At 62.2% G+C, this 20,260-nt stretch carries 24 protein-coding genes and 4 tRNA genes; 17 read left to right on the forward strand and 11 right to left on the reverse strand.

What is annotated here, in order from left to right; genetic code table 11:
- From ATK23_RS14490 to ATK23_RS14510, 5 genes are read left to right on the forward strand one after another with little or no spacing between them, the layout of a single operon-like run.
- On the forward strand, window positions 1-687 hold the full coding sequence (locus tag ATK23_RS14490; RefSeq protein ID WP_066143472.1) for an alanyl-tRNA editing protein: 687 nt from the start codon (window positions 1-3) through the stop codon (window positions 685-687).
- Window positions 668-1,399 carry an AzlC family ABC transporter permease gene (locus ATK23_RS14495; RefSeq protein ID WP_245858444.1) on the forward strand — a complete coding sequence of 244 codons (732 nt, stop codon included), beginning with the start codon at window positions 668-670 and terminating at the stop codon, window positions 1,397-1,399. Before ATK23_RS14490 ends, ATK23_RS14495 begins: the two co-directional genes overlap by 20 nt.
- Window positions 1,396-1,713: an AzlD domain-containing protein gene (locus ATK23_RS14500; RefSeq protein ID WP_083515661.1), complete on the forward strand. Its 318-nt coding sequence runs from the start codon at window positions 1,396-1,398 to the stop codon at window positions 1,711-1,713. Before ATK23_RS14495 ends, ATK23_RS14500 begins: the two co-directional genes overlap by 4 nt.
- Before the next feature lie 53 nt (window positions 1,714-1,766).
- Window positions 1,767-2,087 (forward strand): thiamine-binding protein, encoded by a 321-nt coding sequence (locus ATK23_RS14505; protein ID WP_038992021.1) that lies wholly within the window; start codon window positions 1,767-1,769, stop codon window positions 2,085-2,087.
- Window positions 2,084-2,773 (forward strand): O-methyltransferase, encoded by a 690-nt coding sequence (locus tag ATK23_RS14510; protein ID WP_066143475.1) that lies wholly within the window; start codon window positions 2,084-2,086, stop codon window positions 2,771-2,773. Before ATK23_RS14505 ends, ATK23_RS14510 begins: the two co-directional genes overlap by 4 nt.
- Window positions 2,774-2,782: 9 nt before the next feature.
- On the opposite strand, the gene ATK23_RS14515 is transcribed toward ATK23_RS14510, so the two are convergent.
- Window positions 2,783-3,163 carry a hypothetical protein gene (locus tag ATK23_RS14515; protein WP_157066419.1) on the reverse strand — a complete coding sequence of 127 codons (381 nt, stop codon included), beginning with the start codon at window positions 3,161-3,163 and terminating at the stop codon, window positions 2,783-2,785.
- 152 nt (window positions 3,164-3,315) lie between these two features.
- Between ATK23_RS14515 and ATK23_RS14520 the strand changes: the two genes are divergently transcribed.
- Complete coding sequence (locus ATK23_RS14520; RefSeq protein WP_223308856.1) at window positions 3,316-3,822, forward strand: GNAT family N-acetyltransferase; 507 nt, start codon at window positions 3,316-3,318, stop codon at window positions 3,820-3,822.
- Window positions 3,823-3,838: 16 nt separating this feature from the next.
- On the forward strand, window positions 3,839-4,642 hold the full coding sequence (locus tag ATK23_RS14525) for a spermidine synthase (protein WP_100339295.1): 804 nt from the start codon (window positions 3,839-3,841) through the stop codon (window positions 4,640-4,642).
- Here ATK23_RS14525 and ATK23_RS14530 read toward each other — a convergent pair.
- Both ATK23_RS14530 and ATK23_RS14535 read right to left on the reverse strand, forming a co-directional pair.
- Window positions 4,639-5,148: a DUF2087 domain-containing protein gene (locus tag ATK23_RS14530; protein WP_052253852.1), complete on the reverse strand. Its 510-nt coding sequence runs from the start codon at window positions 5,146-5,148 to the stop codon at window positions 4,639-4,641. The genes ATK23_RS14525 and ATK23_RS14530 overlap by 4 nt on opposite strands.
- Window positions 5,149-5,239: 91 nt before the next feature.
- Window positions 5,240-6,691 carry an NCS2 family permease gene (locus ATK23_RS14535; RefSeq protein ID WP_038992017.1) on the reverse strand — a complete coding sequence of 484 codons (1,452 nt, stop codon included), beginning with the start codon at window positions 6,689-6,691 and terminating at the stop codon, window positions 5,240-5,242.
- Window positions 6,692-6,860: 169 nt separating this feature from the next.
- Here ATK23_RS14535 and ATK23_RS14540 point away from each other — a divergent pair, with 169 nt between their 5' ends.
- Window positions 6,861-7,838: a universal stress protein gene (locus tag ATK23_RS14540; protein WP_066143486.1), complete on the forward strand. Its 978-nt coding sequence runs from the start codon at window positions 6,861-6,863 to the stop codon at window positions 7,836-7,838.
- Window positions 7,839-7,914: 76 nt separating this feature from the next.
- On the opposite strand, the gene ATK23_RS14545 is transcribed toward ATK23_RS14540, so the two are convergent.
- Complete coding sequence (locus ATK23_RS14545; RefSeq protein ID WP_066143489.1) at window positions 7,915-9,438, reverse strand: C40 family peptidase; 1,524 nt, start codon at window positions 9,436-9,438, stop codon at window positions 7,915-7,917.
- Between the two features lie 793 nt (window positions 9,439-10,231).
- Window positions 10,232-10,591, reverse strand: coding sequence for a metallopeptidase family protein (locus ATK23_RS14550; RefSeq protein ID WP_223308857.1), 360 nt, complete (start codon window positions 10,589-10,591; stop codon window positions 10,232-10,234).
- A 150-nt stretch (window positions 10,592-10,741) separates the two neighbouring features.
- Here ATK23_RS14550 and ATK23_RS14555 point away from each other — a divergent pair.
- The 4 genes from ATK23_RS14555 to ATK23_RS14570 all read left to right on the forward strand — a co-directional run bounded on the left by ATK23_RS14555 (window position 10,742) and on the right by ATK23_RS14570 (window position 11,200).
- A tRNA-Glu gene (locus tag ATK23_RS14555) sits at window positions 10,742-10,814 on the forward strand.
- 55 nt (window positions 10,815-10,869) lie between these two features.
- A tRNA-Asp gene (locus ATK23_RS14560) sits at window positions 10,870-10,943 on the forward strand.
- 49 nt (window positions 10,944-10,992) lie between these two features.
- A tRNA-Phe gene (locus ATK23_RS14565) sits at window positions 10,993-11,065 on the forward strand.
- 61 nt (window positions 11,066-11,126) lie between these two features.
- Window positions 11,127-11,200, forward strand: a tRNA-Asp gene (locus ATK23_RS14570).
- A 56-nt stretch (window positions 11,201-11,256) separates the two neighbouring features.
- Here the strand turns inward: ATK23_RS14570 and ATK23_RS14575 are convergent.
- Both ATK23_RS14575 and ATK23_RS14580 read right to left on the reverse strand, forming a co-directional pair.
- Window positions 11,257-12,099 (reverse strand): DUF8083 family protein, encoded by an 843-nt coding sequence (locus ATK23_RS14575; protein ID WP_052253858.1) that lies wholly within the window; start codon window positions 12,097-12,099, stop codon window positions 11,257-11,259.
- 14 nt (window positions 12,100-12,113) lie between these two features.
- Entirely contained in the window at window positions 12,114-12,914 is an 801-nt protein-coding gene (locus ATK23_RS14580; RefSeq protein ID WP_066143494.1) for an exodeoxyribonuclease III, read from the reverse strand.
- A gap of 105 nt (window positions 12,915-13,019) precedes the next feature.
- Between ATK23_RS14580 and ATK23_RS14585 the strand changes: the two genes are divergently transcribed.
- Window positions 13,020-14,072, forward strand: coding sequence for a 3-hydroxyisobutyryl-CoA hydrolase (locus tag ATK23_RS14585; protein ID WP_066143497.1), 1,053 nt, complete (start codon window positions 13,020-13,022; stop codon window positions 14,070-14,072).
- Window positions 14,069-14,965 carry a 3-hydroxyisobutyrate dehydrogenase gene (gene mmsB / locus ATK23_RS14590; RefSeq protein ID WP_066143500.1) on the forward strand — a complete coding sequence of 299 codons (897 nt, stop codon included), beginning with the start codon at window positions 14,069-14,071 and terminating at the stop codon, window positions 14,963-14,965. Before ATK23_RS14585 ends, mmsB begins: the two co-directional genes overlap by 4 nt.
- Here mmsB and ATK23_RS14595 read toward each other — a convergent pair.
- A complete protein-coding gene (locus tag ATK23_RS14595) occupies window positions 14,960-15,463 on the reverse strand; it encodes a MarR family winged helix-turn-helix transcriptional regulator (RefSeq protein ID WP_066143502.1) in 504 nt (167 codons plus the stop codon). The two genes, mmsB and ATK23_RS14595, sit on opposite strands and share 6 nt — an antisense overlap.
- Window positions 15,464-15,535: 72 nt before the next feature.
- Here ATK23_RS14595 and ATK23_RS14600 point away from each other — a divergent pair, with 72 nt between their 5' ends.
- Window positions 15,536-16,678 carry an acyl-CoA dehydrogenase family protein gene (locus ATK23_RS14600; protein WP_066143505.1) on the forward strand — a complete coding sequence of 381 codons (1,143 nt, stop codon included), beginning with the start codon at window positions 15,536-15,538 and terminating at the stop codon, window positions 16,676-16,678.
- A gap of 105 nt (window positions 16,679-16,783) precedes the next feature.
- Window positions 16,784-17,083: a winged helix-turn-helix domain-containing protein gene (locus ATK23_RS14605; protein ID WP_066143508.1), complete on the forward strand. Its 300-nt coding sequence runs from the start codon at window positions 16,784-16,786 to the stop codon at window positions 17,081-17,083.
- A 3-nt stretch (window positions 17,084-17,086) separates the two neighbouring features.
- Here ATK23_RS14605 and nadE read toward each other — a convergent pair whose 3' ends face one another.
- Together nadE and ATK23_RS14615 are read right to left on the reverse strand one after the other, a co-directional pair.
- Window positions 17,087-17,911: an NAD(+) synthase gene (gene nadE / locus ATK23_RS14610; protein WP_066143511.1), complete on the reverse strand. Its 825-nt coding sequence runs from the start codon at window positions 17,909-17,911 to the stop codon at window positions 17,087-17,089.
- A gap of 92 nt (window positions 17,912-18,003) precedes the next feature.
- Entirely contained in the window at window positions 18,004-18,441 is a 438-nt protein-coding gene (locus ATK23_RS14615) for a MarR family winged helix-turn-helix transcriptional regulator (RefSeq protein WP_038992004.1), read from the reverse strand.
- 39 nt (window positions 18,442-18,480) lie between these two features.
- Here ATK23_RS14615 and pyrE point away from each other — a divergent pair, with 39 nt between their 5' ends.
- Window positions 18,481-19,038 (forward strand): orotate phosphoribosyltransferase, encoded by a 558-nt coding sequence (gene pyrE, locus ATK23_RS14620; RefSeq protein ID WP_174520620.1) that lies wholly within the window; start codon window positions 18,481-18,483, stop codon window positions 19,036-19,038.
- A gap of 80 nt (window positions 19,039-19,118) precedes the next feature.
- Here pyrE and ATK23_RS14625 read toward each other — a convergent pair whose 3' ends face one another.
- Entirely contained in the window at window positions 19,119-20,183 is a 1,065-nt protein-coding gene (locus ATK23_RS14625; protein ID WP_066143517.1) for a LacI family DNA-binding transcriptional regulator, read from the reverse strand.
- Between the last annotated feature and the right edge of the window lie 77 nt (window positions 20,184-20,260).

Consider the following 20,260-nt stretch of genomic DNA (forward strand, 5'->3'; position numbering starts at 1 on the left):
ATGAGCACCGAAGAAACCGCACAGGTCAATCTGTACCTGCAGGACACCTATGTTTTCGCCACCGAAGCTGAAGTCATTGCTGCGGGCAGCGATGACGAAGGCCAGTGGATTGCCCTTAGCCCGAATATCTTCCATCCGCGCGGCGGCGGCCAGCCTGAAGACTCGGGCACCGTAGACGGGCTGCCGGTATCGGTCCAGCGCGGCGAGAACGGTCTGGTGATCCTGTACGGTGCCGGCACCAAGCAGGTGGGAGATCGGGTCGAAGCCGAGATCGATGGCGAGCTGCGCCTTGCCCATGCAGCCCTGCACACCGCCGGGCACGTCCTGGGCTTTGCCGGTGAAGATCGCGGCTGGCAGCACAAGGGCCACTCGCACTTCCCCGGGCAATCCCGGCTCGACTTCGATCCGGTGACCGTTGATCTGCCGTTGGGCGATGAGAACGAACGGGCGGCGGCGAAGGCCATGATCCAAGACCACATCAATGAACTCATTGCAGGTGGCGGTGAAGTCACAACCGCCATCGATGAAGAGGGCATCCGCACCGTGACCATCGCCGGGGTGAATGCTGAACCGTGCGGCGGCACCCACGTGAAGCATCTGGACCAGCTGGAGCACGTTGAAATCGGCGAGGCGAAGGTCAAACGCGGTGTCTACAAGGTCAGGTACGATGCCCGCCACGTCCGCTAGCTGGTTCACGCCTGCGACCAAGATGGGCCTTTCCATCGCGATCGCCACCGGGCTCTACGGCATTTCCTTCGGGGCGCTGTCCATCGCCGCGGGCCTGAATCTATGGCAAACCGTTGCGCTGAGCGCCCTGATGTTCACCGGCGGCTCGCAGTTCGCCTTCATCGGGGTAATCTCCGGCGGCGGTGCCGCCTCGGCGGCATTCTCCGCGGCTTCGCTGCTGGGCATCCGCAATGCCGTGTACGGGATGCAGATCAAGCAAGCCTTGCGCCCGCTGGGACGGCATGTGCCTTGGATGGCCCAGGTGACCATCGACGAATCCACCGCAGTGAGCTTGGGGCAATCCGACCCGGCCGAAAAGCGCCGTGGCTTCATCGCCGCCGGTGCCGGCGTCTACGTCCTGTGGAACCTGTTCACCCTCGTTGGCGCCTTGCTCGGCGAACGCATGGGCGACCCTGCTGCGTGGGGCCTGGATGGCGCCGCGGTTGCGGCCTTCATCGGGCTGCTCTGGCCGCGGCTGAAATCAGTTGAACCGATCATGATCGCAATTGCCGCGGCGATCCTCACCGCGCTGGCAGTACCGGTGACCGCGCCGGGCTTGCCGATTCTGGTGACGGCGGCCTGCGCCGCGATCTACGCCGTGGCCACCGGCCGCCGTGCCCCGGCGGCGACCGAGCATGGTGAACTGGAAAGCATTGAGGAGGAGAAAGCGTGAACGAGTTGAGCTGGTGGATTCTCGGGGCCTGCCTGACGGCCTACGCCATCAAGCTCTGCGGCTTCTTTGTGCCCCGCAGGGTCTTGGACTCGCCGACCATGTCCCATGTCGCCGCCACGCTGACCATCGCGCTGCTGGCTTCCTTGGTGACGGTGAATGCCTTCACCTCGGGACAGGAACTGGTCATCGATGCCAGGATTGGCGCTCTCCCGGCCGCGATTATTGCGCTGATTTTCAAGGCGCCCTATCTTGTCGTCGTTGTTGCTGGTGCCCTGGCGGCCATCTTGCTCAGGGCGAGTGGACTGGCTGCCTAAATATTGCCTGCACGGCAGATGACAAGCCCAGCGCGTAGTGGGACAGTGGAAACATGATTGTAGCTTTCTCAGTAGCACCTAGTAATGACAACCCCAATGGCTCGGTCCATGACGCAGTGGCTGAAGCGGTGAAAGTCGTCCGGGATTCCGGTCTTCCCAATCGCACCAGCTCCATGTTCACCGAGATCGAAGGCGAATGGGATGAAGTCATGGAGGTGGTCAAGCAAGCCACCATGGCTGCTGGTCGATTCGGTTCGCGCGTATCGCTGGTGCTGAAAGCCGACATCCGCCCCGGCTACGAGGGCGAGCTTGACGGCAAGATCCAGCGGCTCGAGAAGGCCATCAAGGATAGTGAGGAGAAAATGTCGTCATGATCCACCATTCAGCCGAACGCGATGCCGGGGCAGTCGACGAGTACCTGGAGCGGGAGCTGGGGCTGCGTGTTGACGCTTTGGAAGCAGGCCGCGAGCATTCCCATAGCGCCGGATTGCCGCGGATTGAAGTCAGCCCGGCCCAGGGCAAGTTCCTCCAGCTGCTCGCCGAGATCACAGGCGCACGCAGGGTCCTGGAAATCGGAACCCTCGGCGGCTATTCGACCAGCTGGCTTGCCCGGGGCGTGGGAGAAGCCGGTACCGTCATCAGCTGCGAATTCGAACCTCTGCACGCCTCGGTTGCGCGCGAGAATTTGCAGCGGGCAGGACTGTCGGAACGCGTTGAAATCAAGTTGGGCGCGGCCCAAGGTTCGCTGGATTCGCTCTTGTCTAAGCGAGTTGCACCATTTGACCTGATCTTCATCGATGCAGATAAGCGCAACAACGTGGCCTACCTCGAACGGGCAGTGAAACTGTCGCGTCCAGGGACCGTGCTGGTGCTCGACAACGTGGTGCGCAGCGGCGCAGTCTTGGATGACCCGGCTCGGCACGGGACGCAGGAGGCCGATGTGCGGGGGATCCAGGACTCCTTGCGGTGGTTGCGCGATGACCCGCGCGTATCAGCCACCGCCCTGCAGACCGTGGGCGTCAATGGCTGGGATGGATTCGCGCTCGCGCGAGTCCTCTAGCGGCCACGGCTAGCGCGTAGGAGAGTGCTCGGGGAGCTCGGCATCGAGTTCCCCGGCTTCGTCCTGCTTGAACGGCGGCGACTTCAGGATCAAGAAGTACACGCCCAATCCGCAAAGCACGCCCATCGGCGGGCCTACCCACAGGGCCTGCTCGGTGCTGCGCACCAGGCCCGCAACTACTGGGCCAACCAGCATGGGGACGATGTAGTAGTAATGGTCCGGCTCGGCGGGGCCCCAGAAACGTTCGAATCTGGCAAGAATGCTGAAGCCGGCGGCCAAGAGGACGCAACCGAGCAGAATCACCCAAAAGGTCGAGGAAAGGCTGATGGTCAGGGTCAGTGAACCGACAAGGCCACCGGTCAAGGCAGCGTATTTTGTATTCCGGTCCAAGCCCGACCCCCTCTTGATCCAAGAAATTTGCAACGACATCAAAAGTTTTTCAAACATCTGGATAGTCCGCAATCCTACTTTAGTAGGAGGGTGCCTTGGTGAGTTGGAAGAAATTAGCGAAGCCACTGCCGTAGGCTAGAGAAGTGCCGCAAATGAACGACTATCGAATCCGACTGGCTACTGAACAAGACGTCCGCCCCGCACTGCAGATGAAATTGCAAGCCTGGAGGGAAGCGTACGCCGAACTTCGAGATGAATCATTTTTCACCCACCATGAAGGCCAGCTCGATGGCCAGGTAGCCTGGTGGGAACGCGGGCTGGCATCCGGCGCGCAATTCTTCATCGCCGAAGACCGCGATGGACGCATCATCGGGCTCGCCGGCGGGACGCCGGCCATCGACGAGGACAAGGACGCCGGGGTAGACATCGAATTGGGCATGCTCTATGTCCTGGCAGAGTATTACGGCACCGGGCTGGGCCAGCACCTCTTCGACGTGGTCCTGGGCGAGCGCGATGCGCTGGTCTGGGTTTTGCAGGGCAACGAGCGGGCCTTGGCCTTCTTCGCGAAGCAGGGATTCACCCCCGATGGAACCAGCGAAGCCCTGGCTGGCAGCTGGAAAGGCTTGATCGAGCAACGGATGGTGCGCGCACGTGGCTAGGGATACCAAGGAATCAATGTTCGGAGAATTTCCGATCGACACCGGTACGGCGGTGATCGAGGCCGATCCCTACGGTGCCAACCGCTACATCCTGAAGGTCAACGGCGTGCCGTCCTCGCACGTGGATTTGGATGATCCGACCTATCTCGATTTCGAGTACATGCGCTGGATGGAACCGATCTTCACCATCGGTTTTCCTGCCGGGCAATTTGATGGCCGCGCCCGCAAGCTGCGCGTGCTCCACCTCGGCGGAGGCGGCTGCTCCATGGCCCGCTGGGTTGCCGCCAGCTATGAAAACGCCCGACAGGTCGTGGTGGAGCTGGATGCCAAGCTGGCCGAGCTGGTGCGCGTGAACTTCGAGGTGCCGCGTGCCCCGCTGGTGCGCCTGCGCGTGGGGGACGCGGCGCAGGTGCTGCCCACCTTGAGCGATGCGAGCCGCGATGTGATCATCCGCGATGTCTTTGCCGGCAGCACCACCCCGCGCGTGCTGACCACTGCCTCCTACGCCCGTGAAGCGCAGCGGGTGCTGGACGCCGGTGGCGTCTACATCATGAATTGCGGCGATACCGCGGACCTGGCCGGCGCCAAGGCGGAAGCCGCGACGCTGCTGGAGGTCTTCGAGCATGTGGCCATGGTCGCCGACCCGCCGATGCTCAAGGGCCGCCGCTACGGGAACATCGTGTTCCTGGCCAGCGACGAGCCGCTCAAGCTCGGCCCGGCCTTCGAGCGCAGCCTGCGGACCGCGCCGTTGCCCGCGCAGCTGGTTGCCGGCGAAGCCGTGCGCCGCTTCGCCACCGGCGCCGCGCCGATTACCGGCTAGCTGACGGTGCCCATCCGGTAGCCGGTGCCGTCGGCGGCGCGCTGCAGCAGGCCGTGGTCGACCATGTAGCGGCGCAGCAGCGCGACATCCGGGTGGAACACCCGCAGGCGTTCATTGAGCTGCTCTTCGCGCAGCTCTTCCCCATCGCCGATGACCGCGTTGCGCAGGTAGAGAACCACCTCGTGGCGGTCCGCCGGTTTCGCTGGGAGGGATTGCAGCCGGTGCCCGTCGAAGAAGCGGCGGATCCCGCTGCGGTTGGCCTTCGCGGCCGAGGCCGAGGCCAAGGTCTTCTCCAGCAGTTCATCATCCAGTGCCCACCCGGAGCCGTCGTGGCGCAGCAGCCCGATGCTGGCCCAGCGTTCCAAGTCCTTGCGCTCGGACTTGCTGGCTGGCTCGGGCGCACCCTGCCCGCTGAGCACCGCGCCGAGAAGCCGGCGCATCGAAGGGTTCTTCAAGCCTGCTGCCACCTGGATCCACTGCCCGGCGGTATTCTGCTGTTCGCTCATAGGCCCCATCCTATCCAGTTCCCGCCGGTGCGAAGGCAAAAGGCGCCCCGCCATCGCGACTGCGATGGCGGGGCGCCGAAGGGCTGCGGGGCTACTTGACCCCGGCCCACATTTCAATCAGGCCGATGCCGAAGAACAGCACGAAGGCCGCGGAAACAACCCACATCAATGGGTGGATTTCCTTGGCGCGTCCCTGGGTGGCGCGGATGAACACGTAGGAGATGAACCCGGCGCCGATGCCATTGGCGATCGAGTAGGTGAACGGCATCAGGGTGAAGGTCAGGAAGGCCGGCAGCGCGATGCCCCAGTCGTTCCAGTCGATCTTGGAAACCTGGGTGATCATCATGAAGCCGACGACCACCAGGGCCGGAGCCACGGCTTCGAAAGGCACCAGGTAGATCAGCGGGCTCAGGAACATCGCCACGATCATCAGCAGGCCGGTGACCACCGAGGCCAGGCCGGTGCGGGCGCCCTCGCCGATGCCGGCGCCGGACTCCACGAAGATCTGCGCCGAGGAGCTCGAGGTGCCGCCGCCGACGATTGCGCCGGCCGCGTCCACCAGCAGGACCTTGTCCACATCGGGGATCTGCCCGTTCTCGTCCATGGAACCGGCTTCGGAAGCCAGGCCCACCATGGTGCCCATGGCGTCGAAGAAGATCGAGAGCAGGATGACGAAGGCCAGCAGCGAGGCGGCGGTGACGCCGATCTTGCTGAAGGCGCCGAACACGCTGACCTGGCCGATCAGCGACAGGTCCGGCAGGGTCCATTCAGGCAGCGACGGAACCACCAGCGACCAGGTGTTGGTTTCCATCGCGCCGATGTGGAAGACAGCTTCGAGGATGTTGGCGAGGATCGCGGAAACGACGATGCCGATCAGGATTGCGCCCTTGACCTTGCGCACCACCAGGGCCATGGTCAGCAGCAGGCCGACGACGAAGACCAGGATCGGCCAGCCCATCAGCTCGCCGTCGAAGCCCAGGCCCACCGGCACGGTGGTGTTCGCGGCATCCGGAAGGCGCTGGACGAATCCGGCATTGACCAGGCCGATCAGGGCGATGAACATGCCGATGCCCACCACGATCGCGGTCTTCAGCCCGGCGGGAACCGCGTTGAACACCGCGGTTCGGAATCCGGTAAGCACCAGGCCGAACATGACCACACCGGCAATGAGCACCAAGCCCATGACGTCGGCCCAGGTCAGTTCCGGGTTCGTGGCCACGGTGATGGCCACGAAGGCATTGACGCCCAAGCCGGTGGCCATGGCGAATGGGTGACGGGCCCAGATGCCCATCAGGATGGTCAGGATGCCGGCGACAAATGCGGTCACTGCGGCAACGCGCTGGATGCCCAACTCGCCGCCCGAGGAATCGGCACCGGAAAGAACCAGCGGGTTGAGGACGACGATGTAGCTCATCGCGAAGAAGGTGGCGATGCCGCCGCGAACTTCGGTGGAGAACGTTGAACGCCGTTCCGAAATCTTGAAATATCGGTCGATGCGAGCGCTTATAGCAGTCCCGGACGGGGATTTTGTGGAGGAGGGCATGGAAAAATTCTATGACGTTTCAGCCGCTGATTCATATCGATCCAGCTATTCAGTAGGCTGTACGCGAAAACTTTAGACCCAACTCACACCCAGAACTGCGGAAGCAAGTACATTGGTGGTAAGGGAAGTCACAACCCGTTGTATCTGAGGTATTTGAGGAGCGAGTCTGATGAGTGACGAAGCACCAGTAGCAGCAGAGAAGATCGAAGGAATTGTCGTTGGCGTAGACGGTTCCCAGCAGAGCAAATGCGCTTTGCGCTGGGCCGAACGCGAAGCGGTGCGCCGCGGCAGCGTATTGAATATCGTGTCCGCCTATACCATCCCGGTGTTTGCCGCATCCTCCATGGACGCGGGCTACTCAACCCTGGACGACGATCTGATTCGCGGGGGTGCCGAGGACATTGTGCGCCAGGCCCGTGCAGAGCTCGAAGGCAGCACAGCAACCATCCGCACCTATATCGAGTCCGGGGACCCATCGGGCGTGCTGCTGGATCTGAGCCAGGACGCGGAATTGGTAGTAGTCGGAACCCGCGGCCGCGGTGGCTTCGTGGGCCGCCTGCTCGGTTCGGTCTCCTCGGCGCTGCCAGCGCACTCCAAGTGCCCAACTGTCGTGGTTCCGCTGGCCATGGCCAAGGAGCAGGAGGAAGCCGGCGCCGCCGTCGCGGCGGACCGCAAATGCATTGTGGTCGGCGTCGACGGCTCGGACCGCGCCCGTTCTGCGGTGCTGGCGGCAGCGGAGGCGGCCATCGCCAGCGACCTGACGCTGCGGCTGATCTGCGCGGTGCCGCCGGTGGGAGCGGCGCTGGCCTGGATGCCGGCGACCGTGGACCAGGAAGCCGTGCTCGAAGACGTGCGCTACCAGATGAGCGTGGGCACCAAATGGCTCAAGTCGCATTATCCGACGGTGAAGATCGAAACCGATGTGGTCTCCGGGCCGCCGGTTGAGGTGCTGATCCGCGAGTCCGAGCATGCGGTGCTGACCGTGACCGGCTCCCGCGGCCGTGGCGGCTTCACCGGGATGCTGCTCGGCTCGACCTCGCAGGGCGTCTTGCACCACTCCAAGGGCCCGGTCATGGTTGTGCCGGACTCGGACGATCCTCGGCTGGAGAACCGCAAGGACTTCGACACCAGGGCGCAGGAGCAGTAGCCGCGCCGCAACAGCCAGCATGCACAAGGCCGCGCACCCACCGGGTGCGCGGCCTTCGTGCTCGAGGGGATCCAGCTTAGTAGCGGGCTGCCTTCGGGTAGAGGTTGTTGACGTAGCTCAGCGGAGTCACCGAGATGCCGGCACTCGGGTTGCGAGCGTGGACTACCTGGCCGTTGCCGATGTAGATGGCTACGTGGTAGAACGAGGATCCGCCATTGGATGACGAGAACACCAGGTCGCCCGGGCGCAGATTGCTCAGCGACACGTACTGCGGGGCGCTGGCGAACTGCTGCGACGAGGTGCGTGGCAGGCTGATGCCGGACTTGCCGAAGGCGCGCTGCGAGAAGCTCGAGCAGTCGAAGGCATCCGGTCCGTTGGCGCCGTAGACGTAGTACTTGCTTGGATCATCTGCAGTATTCAAGGCCCAGGAAATCGCTGCCGAGTAGTTGCTGGACTGCGGAGCAATCTCAGGCTTCGGCTCTGGCTTTGGTTCCGGCTTGGGCGTCGGCTTCGGGGTGACCTTGGGCTTCGGCTCCGGCTTCGGGGTGGCCTTGGGCTTCGGCTCCGGCTTCGGGGTGACCTTGGGCTTCGGCTCCGGCTTCGGGGTGACCTTGGGCTTCGGCTCTGGCTTCGGCTCGGCCTTCTTGGTGGGTTCGGGCTTCGGTTCGGCCTTCTTGGTTGGTTCCGGCTTCGGTTCGGCCTTCTTGGTTGGCTCCGGCTTCGGAGCTGCAGGTGGTTCGGAAGCTTCCGGTTCTTCTACAACCTGCTCAGGCTCAGGCTCGACCGTTTCCTCTTCAGATTCGGTCTGCTGCAGCTCGCGAGGCTTTTCGATCGTGAGCGGCTGAATGGTGAAGATGTCCTTTTCGGGAACGTTGACGTTTTCCTCTTCGGCGATCACTTCCGCAAGAGCTTCTTCCTGCTCCTGCGCCTCGCGCTCTTCAACCGCCTGGCGGACCTCGGCTTCTTCCTTCTGCTTCAAGGTAGCAAGGTGGCCGATCAATTCATCGCGCAGCTGCTGCTCTGGTTCGATAGCTGCTTCGTAGGTGGCCAAGGTGCTGTTCGCGGTCGCTGCAGCGGCGTCATAGTTCGCTGCGGCTTCCTGCGCGGCATTCTGTGCCGCGTCGGCGTATTCCTGCCAAGCCGAAACGAGGCCCTCGGCCTCGGTGGCGGTGTTGACGGACTGAACCTTCTGTTCGCTCAATGCGTCGATGGTAGCGGCCTTGTAGAACAGGTCGCCTTCCTGGTTGTCATCAAGGAGCAGGCTCAGGGTCGAGGTACCAGCGCCGTTGCGGTAGATATCTGAGGCGATAGCGCCCAGATCGTTGCGGCTCTGCTCCAAGTAAGTCTTTGCGTACTCAAGCTGTTCAACGGCCTTCTCAGCTGCAGCGGTGCGCAGATCGCGCTCTTCGCCGGCAGTAAGCAGGGATTCCTGGGCCTGTGCGGCTTCGGTTTCAACGCGCTGCAACTCGGCACGGCTGGAAGCAAGAGAAGCTTCGATTCGCGCGATCATCGCGTTCGTCGAAGCTTTGTCCTTCTTTGCTTCCTGGACTTCCGCGTCCGACGGCAGCGCAGAAGCGCTTGGTGCGGCAGCGATCGCCACAGACTGAGGGAGTGAAGCTGAAGTAGATGCGGAAGCGGGCAAAGCGCCTGCAAGGCAGGACACCGCTAGGGCCAGGGTGCTTGCAGCAACACCGAGCGTGTGGCGAGTAGCCATATCGTTCCTCACTAAGTACATGGATGACGCGGAGTGCGTGAGTCGTGACTTTCAGCAATATGAAGGTCACGATTCGGATAAGACTCCAAATAGCACATTAGGCCAATTAAGACACGCTTGGCAACACTGTTCACATCAGTCACATGAATCCCATCCGTGTAATTCTCGGGCCTATTCGGCGGTGATCTGCACAGATAATGGTTTTTCGGTCCTGTGTGACTTATCGAGAGCAATTGGGAAATAACTAATAGATGCGTCTCGCTTCGTTACCAAGGGCTTACTTGCCATGAAGTTTGGGTAACGTGCGGGGTGAATAGGTGCGGCTCAAAGCGTTGCCTTTAAAAAGGGATCGTCCCTGCGAAGTGCATGAAGATCCTTTGCTGCCCACCGGACTTTGCCGTGGCGGCAAGGGAAAGTGGCCATGCCAAGTTCTTCCGGCGGCAATTTCTCGTCTCGCCGAGCTGGGCCGGCGCGAGTGCGGCAGGTGCCGGCCTATTAAGCACCACTTTGGTTATAGGCATCGCAATTGAGTCGCGTCGCCTTCCGGGTGGAGGATGTGCCCCAGCGGCTAGTTTCGATCGCTGGCCTGTGGCCCTGGTCTCTATCGGCTGGAAACAGGTCGCCGGAATCTAATTGTTTTGTGAGGCAGATCTCAAAAGAAGATTTTGCGATTTCGGCGCTACGACCACCCTAATTCGTGCAATTTCGCATCGTCGATTCCGAAGTGGTGGGCCACTTCGTGCATCACCGTAATCCCGATTTCCCGCACCACTTCTTCACGTGTTTCGCAGGCTCGAAGCGTCGGATTCTTGAAGATCGTAATGCGATCCGGGAGTGCTCCGGCGCCCCAATCCAGGTCCCGTTCCGTGAGTGCGACACCCTCGTATAACCCCAGAATCTCAGGGTTTTCCGGCTCTCCAGGGAGAGGCTCGTACTCGTCTTCGATGAAGAAGATGACGTTGTCCATCATTGCGAAGGCGGCCTCTGGAATCGCGTCGATAGCCTGTTCGACCAGGGCCTGGAATTCGTCGTCATCCATCTCGAAAAGCATGGTTCCAGACTATGCCTGTGCACCCGATTTGGCATGGGCAAAACCCGCCCAGGAGCCGATTTTGCAAAAGCAAAAAACACTGCGTATAGTTATTGGAGTCCGCTACGGAGAAGCAAGAAACCGAAGCGAACAACTTAGGCCCCCATCGTCTAGCGGCCTAGGACACTGCCCTTTCACGGCAGCGGCACGGGTTCGAATCCCGTTGGGGGTACAAGCAACCACTTAGTGGTTGCCAGATGGAGAAATCCATTGGCTTGCGAAAGCAAGGCCCTGTAGCGCAGTTGGTTAGCGCGCCGCCCTGTCACGGCGGAGGTCGCGGGTTCAAGTCCCGTCAGGGTCGCTCAATTTACTATTCCAATAGTAAATTTGGTGTCCACTTAGTGGTACCAGGCTCTGTAGCTCAGTTGGTAGAGCGTTCGACTGAAAATCGAAAGGTCACCGGATCGACGCCGGTCGGAGCCACGCAGGCCCTCGGTTCATCCCGGGGGTTTTACTGTGTGACTTGGATTTATTCAAAGCACCAGGCCCTGTAGCGCAGTTGGTTAGCGCGCCGCCCTGTCACGGCGGAGGTCGCGGGTTCAAGTCCCGTCAGGGTCGCATACTAAACAGAAGCTCCGGATTCCGGAGCTTTTGCTGTATCCGGGGACAGATAGCTAGTTTGCGCGACCCAGATGCCGCGGGCCGATCCAGCGACTGCTCAGCCGGCGGTATGCCGCAGCGGCACTCGTCAGGTCCTCGTCTTCCAATGCCTGAATACCGTGCATCAGGTCATTCACGGATTCATCTGGCCACACAATTTCTGCCAGCAGTCCGTAATCCAGTTCAATCACCGAGCGGCTGTCGAAAGTTTCCAGCCAGCCGCCCAGGCTGCCCAGCTCCTCGAAAAGCTGCGACTGCGGCGCATGGGTCGCCAGCGTCTGCACTGCCCAGGACAGGCGATTAATGGCTTGCTCGAAGGAGGCGTACATGCGAACGGATTTCAACTGCTCGCCGCTATGCACCAGCTCGTGCTCGTCATCTTCGCGGAAGAGGGCGAACCAGCCAAGCGGGATGCCCCACGACGAGGTCCTCGTGTGCAGATGGGTCAGGTCTTTGGCCAGGCGGTCGGCATCAACGCGTTGGGCATTGGCCTGCCGCGCTGCCGGCGGCACCAGCAGGTCGAACACCTCGGTCCGCATGGCTTCTTCGGCTTGTTCGGCGGCGAGCAGGCTGCGTGCCTGCAGCTGTCCTGGGCAGTACCGGGTGTGCTCGGTGCCTTGGTAGTCCAAGGACTTCACGCTGCGGAAGAATTCCGGCTCGTCGTGCGGGAACGGGTCGGAGACGTTGCGCAGGGTGCGGCTCCAGAGCCGCTCGTTCTCGAAGGCGTCCCATTGCTCCCCGGTGCGCCGGGGAGTACGCAAGATGATGGACTGGGCCCAATCCTCAAAGGCATCCAGCGGCTCATAGACGCGAAGGTGCGCTGTGGCGGCCGTCAGCTCTGCGGCGGGCCCAGTCATCTTTGCCGTCATGACTAGCCGGCCAGCTCCACGATGACCGGGGCGTGGTCGCTGGCGCCCTTGCCCTTGCGTTCCTCGCGGTCAATGCTCGCACCGATTACCCGTGCGGTGAGCGCCGGCGAGGTGAGCGAGAAATCAATGCGCATGCCTTCGCCCTTCGGGAAACGCAACTGCGTGTAGTCCCAATAGGTGTATTGGCCTTCGGTATGCGGGCGCACCACATCGGTGAAGCCCAGTTCCTCGAAGGCAGCGAAGGCGGCACGCTCTGGTGCTGACACGTGGGTCATCTTGTTCTCGATGAAGAAGTCGATGTTCCAGACGTCTTCGTCCTTTGGTGCGATGTTCCAATCGCCCATCAAGGCAATCTGCGCCTGGGGATTCTGCTCCAGCCAGCCGGCGGATTCCTGCTTGAGCACGTCCAGCCAGTTCAACTTGTAGCCCATGTGCTCGTCATCCAGCGCGCGCCCGTTCGGGACGTACAGGCTCCAGATGCGCACCCCGCCGCAGGTTGCCGCGATGGCGCGAGGCTCTTGGATCGGGTTCTTTCCGGCCTTGCCGAATTCCGGCTGCCCAGGGAAGGTACGTTCAACATCTTCGAGGCCAACGCGGGAAGCGATGGCGACGCCATTCCACTGGTTGACTCCGAAGTGCGCCACCTCGTAGTCGTTGTTCTCGAACAGTTCCCAGGGGAAATTGTCGTCTTTGCACTTAGTTTCCTGGATAGCCAGGACATCTACATCGGTGCGTCGCAGCCAATCCTCAACACGGTCGGCGCGGGCTCGCAGCGAGTTCACATTCCAGGTTGCAATCTTCACTAGTTCAACCTATCAAGTTTGCTGTCCTGTGCCACTTCAATTTAGTTGGAAGTCCGAGTATATTCGACATCAGTAGGTGACCTCAATCACTCAAAGGAGAGTCTGTTGCCTGAGATTCTGACCGAACGCCGGGGGCACCTGGGACTCATAACGCTGAACCGGCCCAAGGCCCTCAACGCGCTCACCACGGACATGTGCCGGGAATTCCTCGACGCCCTGCTTCAATGGCGCAATGACCCGGAGATCGCCCAAGTAGCGGTCATGGGTGCTGGGGAGCGCGGCCTGTGCGCCGGTGGGGATATCGTGGCGATCTACCGGGACATCCTGGACCGCAGTGGCGCTTCGGCCGACTTCTGGCGCATTGAATACCAGCTCAATGTCCTGATCGACGAGTACCCCAAGCCGTACATTGCGCTCATGGACGGAATTGTCCTTGGTGGCGGCATCGGCATTTCGGCGCACGGCAGCCATCGCATTGTTACTGAAGCCAGCCGGTGCGGCATGCCGGAAGTCGGCATCGGATTCTTCCCAGACGTGGGTGGAACGCATTTGCTGGCGCGTGCGCCGCATGCCGCCGGACGCTTGGCGGCCCTGACCGGAATGAAATTCGGCGCCGCCGACACCATCGCCTTGGGCCTGGCCGACTCCTATGTGCCGCAGGAGAAGATCCCTGACTTGCTCGCCGAGCTGGAAACCCAGCCCGCTGCGGCAGTGCTGGCCGACTATGCGCAGAGCCCGAAGCCCGGATTCCTGCACGAAGAATGGGTGCAGTCCTTTGGCGAAGAAAGCATCCCAGCAGTAGTGCATGCACTGGAGCGCAACGACTCGCCGCAAGCCCAGGAAGCGCTGAAGGCATTGGCCGCTGCCTGCCCAAGCTCGGTACGCCTAGCCGAAGAACTCCTTCGCCTGGCTGGAGCCGATTTGAGAACGGATCTGCAGCGGGAATACCGGGCCGCCGTAAATCGGCTCGACGACCCAGATTTCGCCGAGGGCATTCGCGCCGCAGTGGTCGATAAGGACCGCAATCCGCAATGGACCGAAACTGTCCCCGGCCAAACTTCGGCCCAACGCACGCAAAGGCACCTGGCACCCTTGCCGGGAGCAGAACTGACTTTCGCACTGCTCGCTGAAGATCTAGAGGAAAAGAGCCACTCATGAGCGTCAAACCAGTTATCGGATTCCTCGGCATGGGCCATATGGGACTGCCCATGGCCATTAACCTGCACAAAGCCGGCTACCGGATCAAGGGCTTCGACGTGGTTCCTGCCGCGGTGCAGGCGGCCGCAGAAGCAGGCATAGCCACCGTGGCGACAGGCGCAGAGGCGGCCACCGATGTCGATATCGTCATCACCATGTTCCCCTCGGGCAAGCACGTGCTCGATGCCTACCGTGAATACCTGCTGGAGAGCGCCAAGCCCAATACGCTCTTCCTGGAGTGCTCCACCATCGATGTAGCACAGGCCCGTGAAGCGGAGCAGCTTGCGGTTGACGCGGGGCATCGCAGCGCCGATGCCCCGGTTTCCGGAGGCGTCGTCGGGGCGGAAGCGGGGACCCTGACCTTCATGCTCGGTGCGCAGTCCGAGGATCTCGAGGAGATCACCGGCGTGCTTGAGCATATGGGCAAGCGCATCGTGCATTGCGGCGGATACGGCGCCGGACAGGCCGCCAAGGTCTGCAACAACATGCTGCTGGGCATCTCGATGATTGGCGCTGCCGAGGCGTTCGTGCTCGGAGAGCGGCTGGGCCTGGAGCACCAGGCGCTGTTCGATGTCATTTCCTCGGCCTCGGGACAGTGCTGGTCGGTGACGACCAATTGCCCTGTACCTGGGCCGGTGCCAGCCTCTCCTGCCAATCGGGACTACCAGCCGGGATTCGCCGCCGCATTGATGGCCAAGGACCTGGGCCTGGCAGCCAGTGCGCTGGAGCATACGACGACCGATGCCCAGCTCGGCTCCCTTGCCGCGGCGCTGTACCGCAAATTCAGCGATGAAGGCAATGCGGGCACCGACTTCTCCGGGATCATCAACGCGATCCGCGACGGCTCGCTATAGGAAGTCCCCGGAGGCCTTGCGGAAGCGGGCCAGGATTTCGAAGATTTCGGTTGCGTCGGTGCCCGAAAGATTGCTTCGGGCGAAGAGCTTTTCGTTCAGGTCGTCACGGGCCGCGGGCAGCACCTGCTGGCCTGCGGCCGTGAGCTCCAATAGCCGGGTGCGGCCGTCGGTTGGGTGCGGGATGCGCCGCACCAAGCCGGTGGCTTCCAGCCGGTCTACCGAATTGGTCAGGCTGGTTGCGTGAACCTGCAGCAGCTGGCTGGCCTGGCTCATCGGCAGGGAACCGCGCTTCGAGAAGCCGAGCAGGGCGAGCACTTCGAATCGCGCAAACGTCAGTCCGTGAGGCTTGAGGATGGCGTCGGCCCGCTGCAAGTAGATCGATGCGGTGCGCATCACCGCGGTAATCGCGGCCATGGAATCGGCCTCGGCTGACCACCCATGGGAAATCCACTGTTCCCTGGCTTGCGCGATTGGATCGCGTGGCAGCGGAGAAGTCATTTGCATACCCCCAAAAGAAGACTTAGTCCAACAATATACTTGGACTTCCTATGGTTTGGAAGGAATCCCCAGATGGACCTCTTGAATATGGCCGGACAACTGGAGGAAGCCGAACGGCAGCGGCTGCGTGAAATCAGCCAGGTGGCGCAGCGCGAGGTGCGCCGCCAGTCGATTGGCTACTGGAACCGCGAAGAATTTCCCGCCGAGCTGATCGGCAAGCTGGCCGAATTGGGGCTGGGTGGTTTGCAGCTGGAGGACAGCTCTCATCTGCTGCGCGGGCTGATCCATGCAGAACTCGCCCGGGCCGATATTTCAACCTCATCAGTGGTCGGCATCCATAACGAACTGGTGCTTGGGATGATCCACGAACTGGGGTCGGAGCAGCAGCGGGCGCGGTGGCAGGACAAGCTCGCCGGCTTTGAAGCCTTCGGCGCATTTGCGCTGACCGAACCGGAGCATGGATCGGATATCGCCGGAGGCATAGGCGCCACCGCGCACCGCGGCGGGGACGAATACGTCATCAACGGCGCCAAGCGCTGGATCGGCATGGGTACGCTGAGCGATTTCGCGCTGGTCTGGGCCAAGGACGAGGAGACTGCGCAGATCGGAGCGTACCTCGTTGAATCGGACCGCCCTGGATACAGCGCCACCAAGATTGAAAACAAGATCGGGCTGCGCGGCATGCAGAATGCGGATATCCGGCTGGAGAACGTGCGGATTCCAGTAGCGAACAAGTTGCCCGGGGCCACCAGCTTCGCCGCCGCAAACCAGCTGCTGATGCAATCGCGTGCTTGGGTGGGATGGCAGGCTGCCGGCGCGATGATGGCCACGCTCGACATCTGCAAGGCCTACGCCACGCAGCGCCAGCAGTTCGGCAAGCCGTTGGCCGCCTTCCAGCTGATCCAGCAGCCGCTGGCCGAAATCGCAGGCAATCTGGGCGCCTGCCTCTCCATGATGTGCGAGATTGCCCGCAAGCAAGAGCGTGGAAAACTGCGCATGGAGGATGCTGCCATGGCGAAGTCGACTGCCACCCGCCTGGCAAGGGAGTCGGCCGCGTTGGGCCGGGCGATGCTTGGCGGCAATGGCGTGGTGAGCGATTTCGAAATGGCCAAGGTCTTCTGCGATGTCGAAATTCTCCATACCTATGAAGGCACCTATGAGATCAACTCGCTGATCGTCGGGCGCGCGCTGACCGGAGTGAGCGCCTTCGTGTAGAAGTTGCGTTGCTCGGAGCCGGGCCCATGGGCTGAGGCGCCATCGCGCTGATCTGGATCATCGTCTCGCGCCGTTGTCGCTGAGCGGAATTGCGATGGTGCGCAAATGAGCACCCGTGCCCGCGAACGGCTCGATGACGACTTCTCCAATCCGGTGCGGCTTTCGCTGGTGGGTTCCCTGCAAGCCGTGGATGAAGCTGACGTCAAGTCCTTGAAGGAAGCCATCGGCATTTCGGATTCGGTGCTGTCGAGGCATTTGAGCGCACTGGAGACCGGAGGGTACGTGCAGATCAAGAAGGGGTACGTGGGCAAAAGGCCCCGCACCTGGGCGAAGCTGACTTCGTCCGGGCAAGAGGCCTTTGCGCAACATGTCCAGGCGCTGAAGGAAATTACCGGATTGGGATAACCGCTAGGCGCGCCACCATTTGTCCCAGTAGGTGGCAGGCACGGTGCGCTTATGCCGTGATCCCAGGAAGCGCCGCTCGATGGCTTCGGCAGCGGACGGATCGATCTCTCGGCCCTCGAGGTAATCGTCAATCTGCGGATAGGTCAGGCCGAGCTCGTCTTCATCTGCGCGCAGGGGCTGGCCATCCAGCAGATCCGCGGTCGGCTCCTTGGCCCACAGCAGCTCAGGGGCCTGCAGCTCGCGCAGCAGCGCCTGGTTCTGGCGCTTGTTCAGCCCGGCCAAGGGCAACAGATCCGCTGCACCGTCGCCGAACTTGGTGAAAAAGCCGGTGACCGACTCGGCCGCGTGGTCGGTGCCCAGTACCAGCATCCCGCGGTCGCCGGCCATGGCATACTGCATCAGCATTCGGGAGCGGGCCTTAAGGTTGCCGCGGTTGAAATCGCTCAGTGCCGGGTGCCCTGCATCAGCCAGGGCCTCGTCGAAGGCGGCGACCGGCTTCTGGATGTTCACCTCGAACTGCTCGTCGGCAGCCACGAAATCCATGGCGGCTTGAGCATCGGCAGCATCCTTCTGCACCCCATGCGGCAGGCGCACCGACACGAAGCGGGCCTCGCCGCCGGCGTCGCGCACCTCTTCAACTGCCAGCTGGGCTAGACGGCCAGCCAGCGTCGAATCGATGCCGCCGGAAATACCCAGCACGAAACCCTTCGCCCCGGTGGCGGCCAGATAGTCCTTGAGGAAGTCGATGCGCCGGCGGATCTCGGCCGCCGGGTCGATTTCCGGGCGCACGCCCAGCTCTTCAATGATCTTTGCTTGCAGTTCACGCATGCTTCTAATCCTAGGCATGAGCCATCGCCGTGCGGTACTGCTGCACCGGTTGGGAACGAAAGTTAATCTGTTCTCAACACATCCGGGCGGGGCTACGCGGATTCCCGGTCGGGGTCCCAGCCCAGGTTCCGGGCGATCTTCTCCAAGGTTTCGACCACGGCATCATATTCTGAACCATCCAGGTCCTGGCCGAACTGGGTGCGGATCTTCTCCACCAGCTCACTGAGCTTGAGCAGCGAAGTGTGCCCTCGCTCGGTGATGGAATATTCGCCGTTCACTGCCGTAACCCAACCGGATTCGATCAGCTCGGCAAGGTGTTCCCGCAATGATTGCGGTTCATCCGGGGAGGCGAAGAACGGCGAAAGCCCGGCGTCCAGCTGCGCCTCGGTGGCAGGCTGCTGCTCCAGCAGGTTGAGCACCTGCCATTGCCTGCGCGTCACACCATGTTCTTCCAGAGTCGCTGCAAACTGCTCGTCAATCAGCGAATCCACCAATTTCAACCAGTAACCCAAGGGGCGTTTTGCGTTCATGGAATCAGCCTAGCCATGATGCCGACTAGAATCGAGGGTATGAGCGAAACCAGCGCGCGTGAGCGACTAAAAGAACTGATCCAAGAACTAGCCATTGTGCGCGGCAAGGTCACCTTGTCCTCGGGCAAGGAAGCCGATTACTACATCGATCTGCGCCGTGTCACCCTGCATCAGGAAGCATCCGGCTTGGTTGGCGAAGTCATGCTTGACCTGCTGGACGAGGCCAAGCTGGAATTCACCAATGTTGGCGGCCTGACCATGGGGGCCGACCCGGTAGGCACCGCCATCATGCACACCGCACGTGCCCGGCAGCGCGCCATCGATGCATTCGTGGTCCGCAAGGCGCAGAAGTCCTACGGCATGGGCCGCCAGGTTGAGGGGCCAAGCGTTGAAGGCCGCGATGTCATCGTGCTTGAAGATACTTCCACCACTGGCGGCTCCGCGCTGACCGCTGTAGAAGGTGTGCGCAAGGCAGGCGGCAACGTCATTGCCGTGGCAGTGATCGTTGACCGGGACACCGGAGCCAAGGAACGCATCGAAGAAGAAGCCGGCGTCCCCTACCTGTTCGCCTACGGCAAGGACGAGCTGGGCCTGTAGCCAGCGCAGGATCGCACGGACAGCACCTCGTTGCGCAGTGGAAAATTTCCGGTGCGTAGCGGGGTGCTCTGCTTTGCCCGTTAGCAGTTGCGCGCACGCGAGGTGGTCTCGCGCGGAACGAGCACCGCTGGCAAGTGGTCCGGGGATTGGACGTTCTCGCCGGAAAGCAGAGCCAGCAGCATGTTCACCGCTTGGGCGCCCATCTCATGCAGCGGCTGGCGCACGGTGCTCAGCGGGGGAGTGGCCTGTGCTGCCTCGGGAATGTCGTCGAACCCGATGATCGAGAGATCGCCGGGAACCTGCAGCCCGCGTTCGCCGGCAACTTCCAACGCGGCCAGGGCCGAAAGGTCGTTGGCCGCAAAGATTGCGGTGGGCGGTTCGGGCAGATCGAGCAGGTCATTGGCGGCCTGCACGGCAGCGTCATGCTGGTAATCGCCGTCGCGCGCCAACTGCTGGTCGAATTCCACGCCGGCCTCTTCCAGTGCTTGGCGGTAGCCCTGCTCGCGCAGGTGCGCGGATGCCAGATCCGCTCGTCCGCGGATATGCCCGATGCGGCGATGGCCCAGATCCAGCAGGTGCTTGGTGGCAGTGTAGGCTCCGGCGCGGTTGTCCACATCGATGGCCAGCGGCATCTGCGGCCCCGTATGCGGGTCAATGGCGACGACCGGAACCGAGCTATGCGGGACCTCCACCGTGGGGGTGACGATGATGGCGCCGTCGATCAGGGTTCCTCCCAAACGGGACAGCGAGCGGCGCTCCCAGCCGGCATGCCCGTCCGGGGAAAGATTGCCCGCGTAGGCCATTAGATCGTATTCCGTTCCGCGCAGGGTCGCGGAGATGCCGTTGAGCAGGCCCAGCGAGAAGGGCTCGAATTCCGCAACCAGGATGCCGATGATGTTGGTGCGGGTGCTGCGCAGCGAAGAAGCGACCAGCGAGGTCTCGTAACCCAGCGCGCTGATGACCTGGTGGACCTTGGCGATGGTAGCCGGGGCAACCCCGTAGCGGCCGTTGACGACCTTCGACACGGTTGAGACCGAGACCTGCGCGGCGCGCGCGACATCGTTGATGGTCACGCGTGAGCCGGAGGGCTCGCCGGAGAGCTGCTGCTGGGCGGGGATCTCGGGAATTCCGGTCTGAGGGGTCATCACTCGACTAACAGTAGCGCAAAACGCTCTGGGAAATCGTGGTTTCACGGGGAAATGGCGGGGAATCGCGAACTTTT

The sequence above is a fragment of the Glutamicibacter nicotianae genome (assembly GCF_002797775.1).
In the GTDB taxonomy this organism is placed as follows: domain Bacteria; phylum Actinomycetota; class Actinomycetes; order Actinomycetales; family Micrococcaceae; genus Glutamicibacter; species Glutamicibacter nicotianae.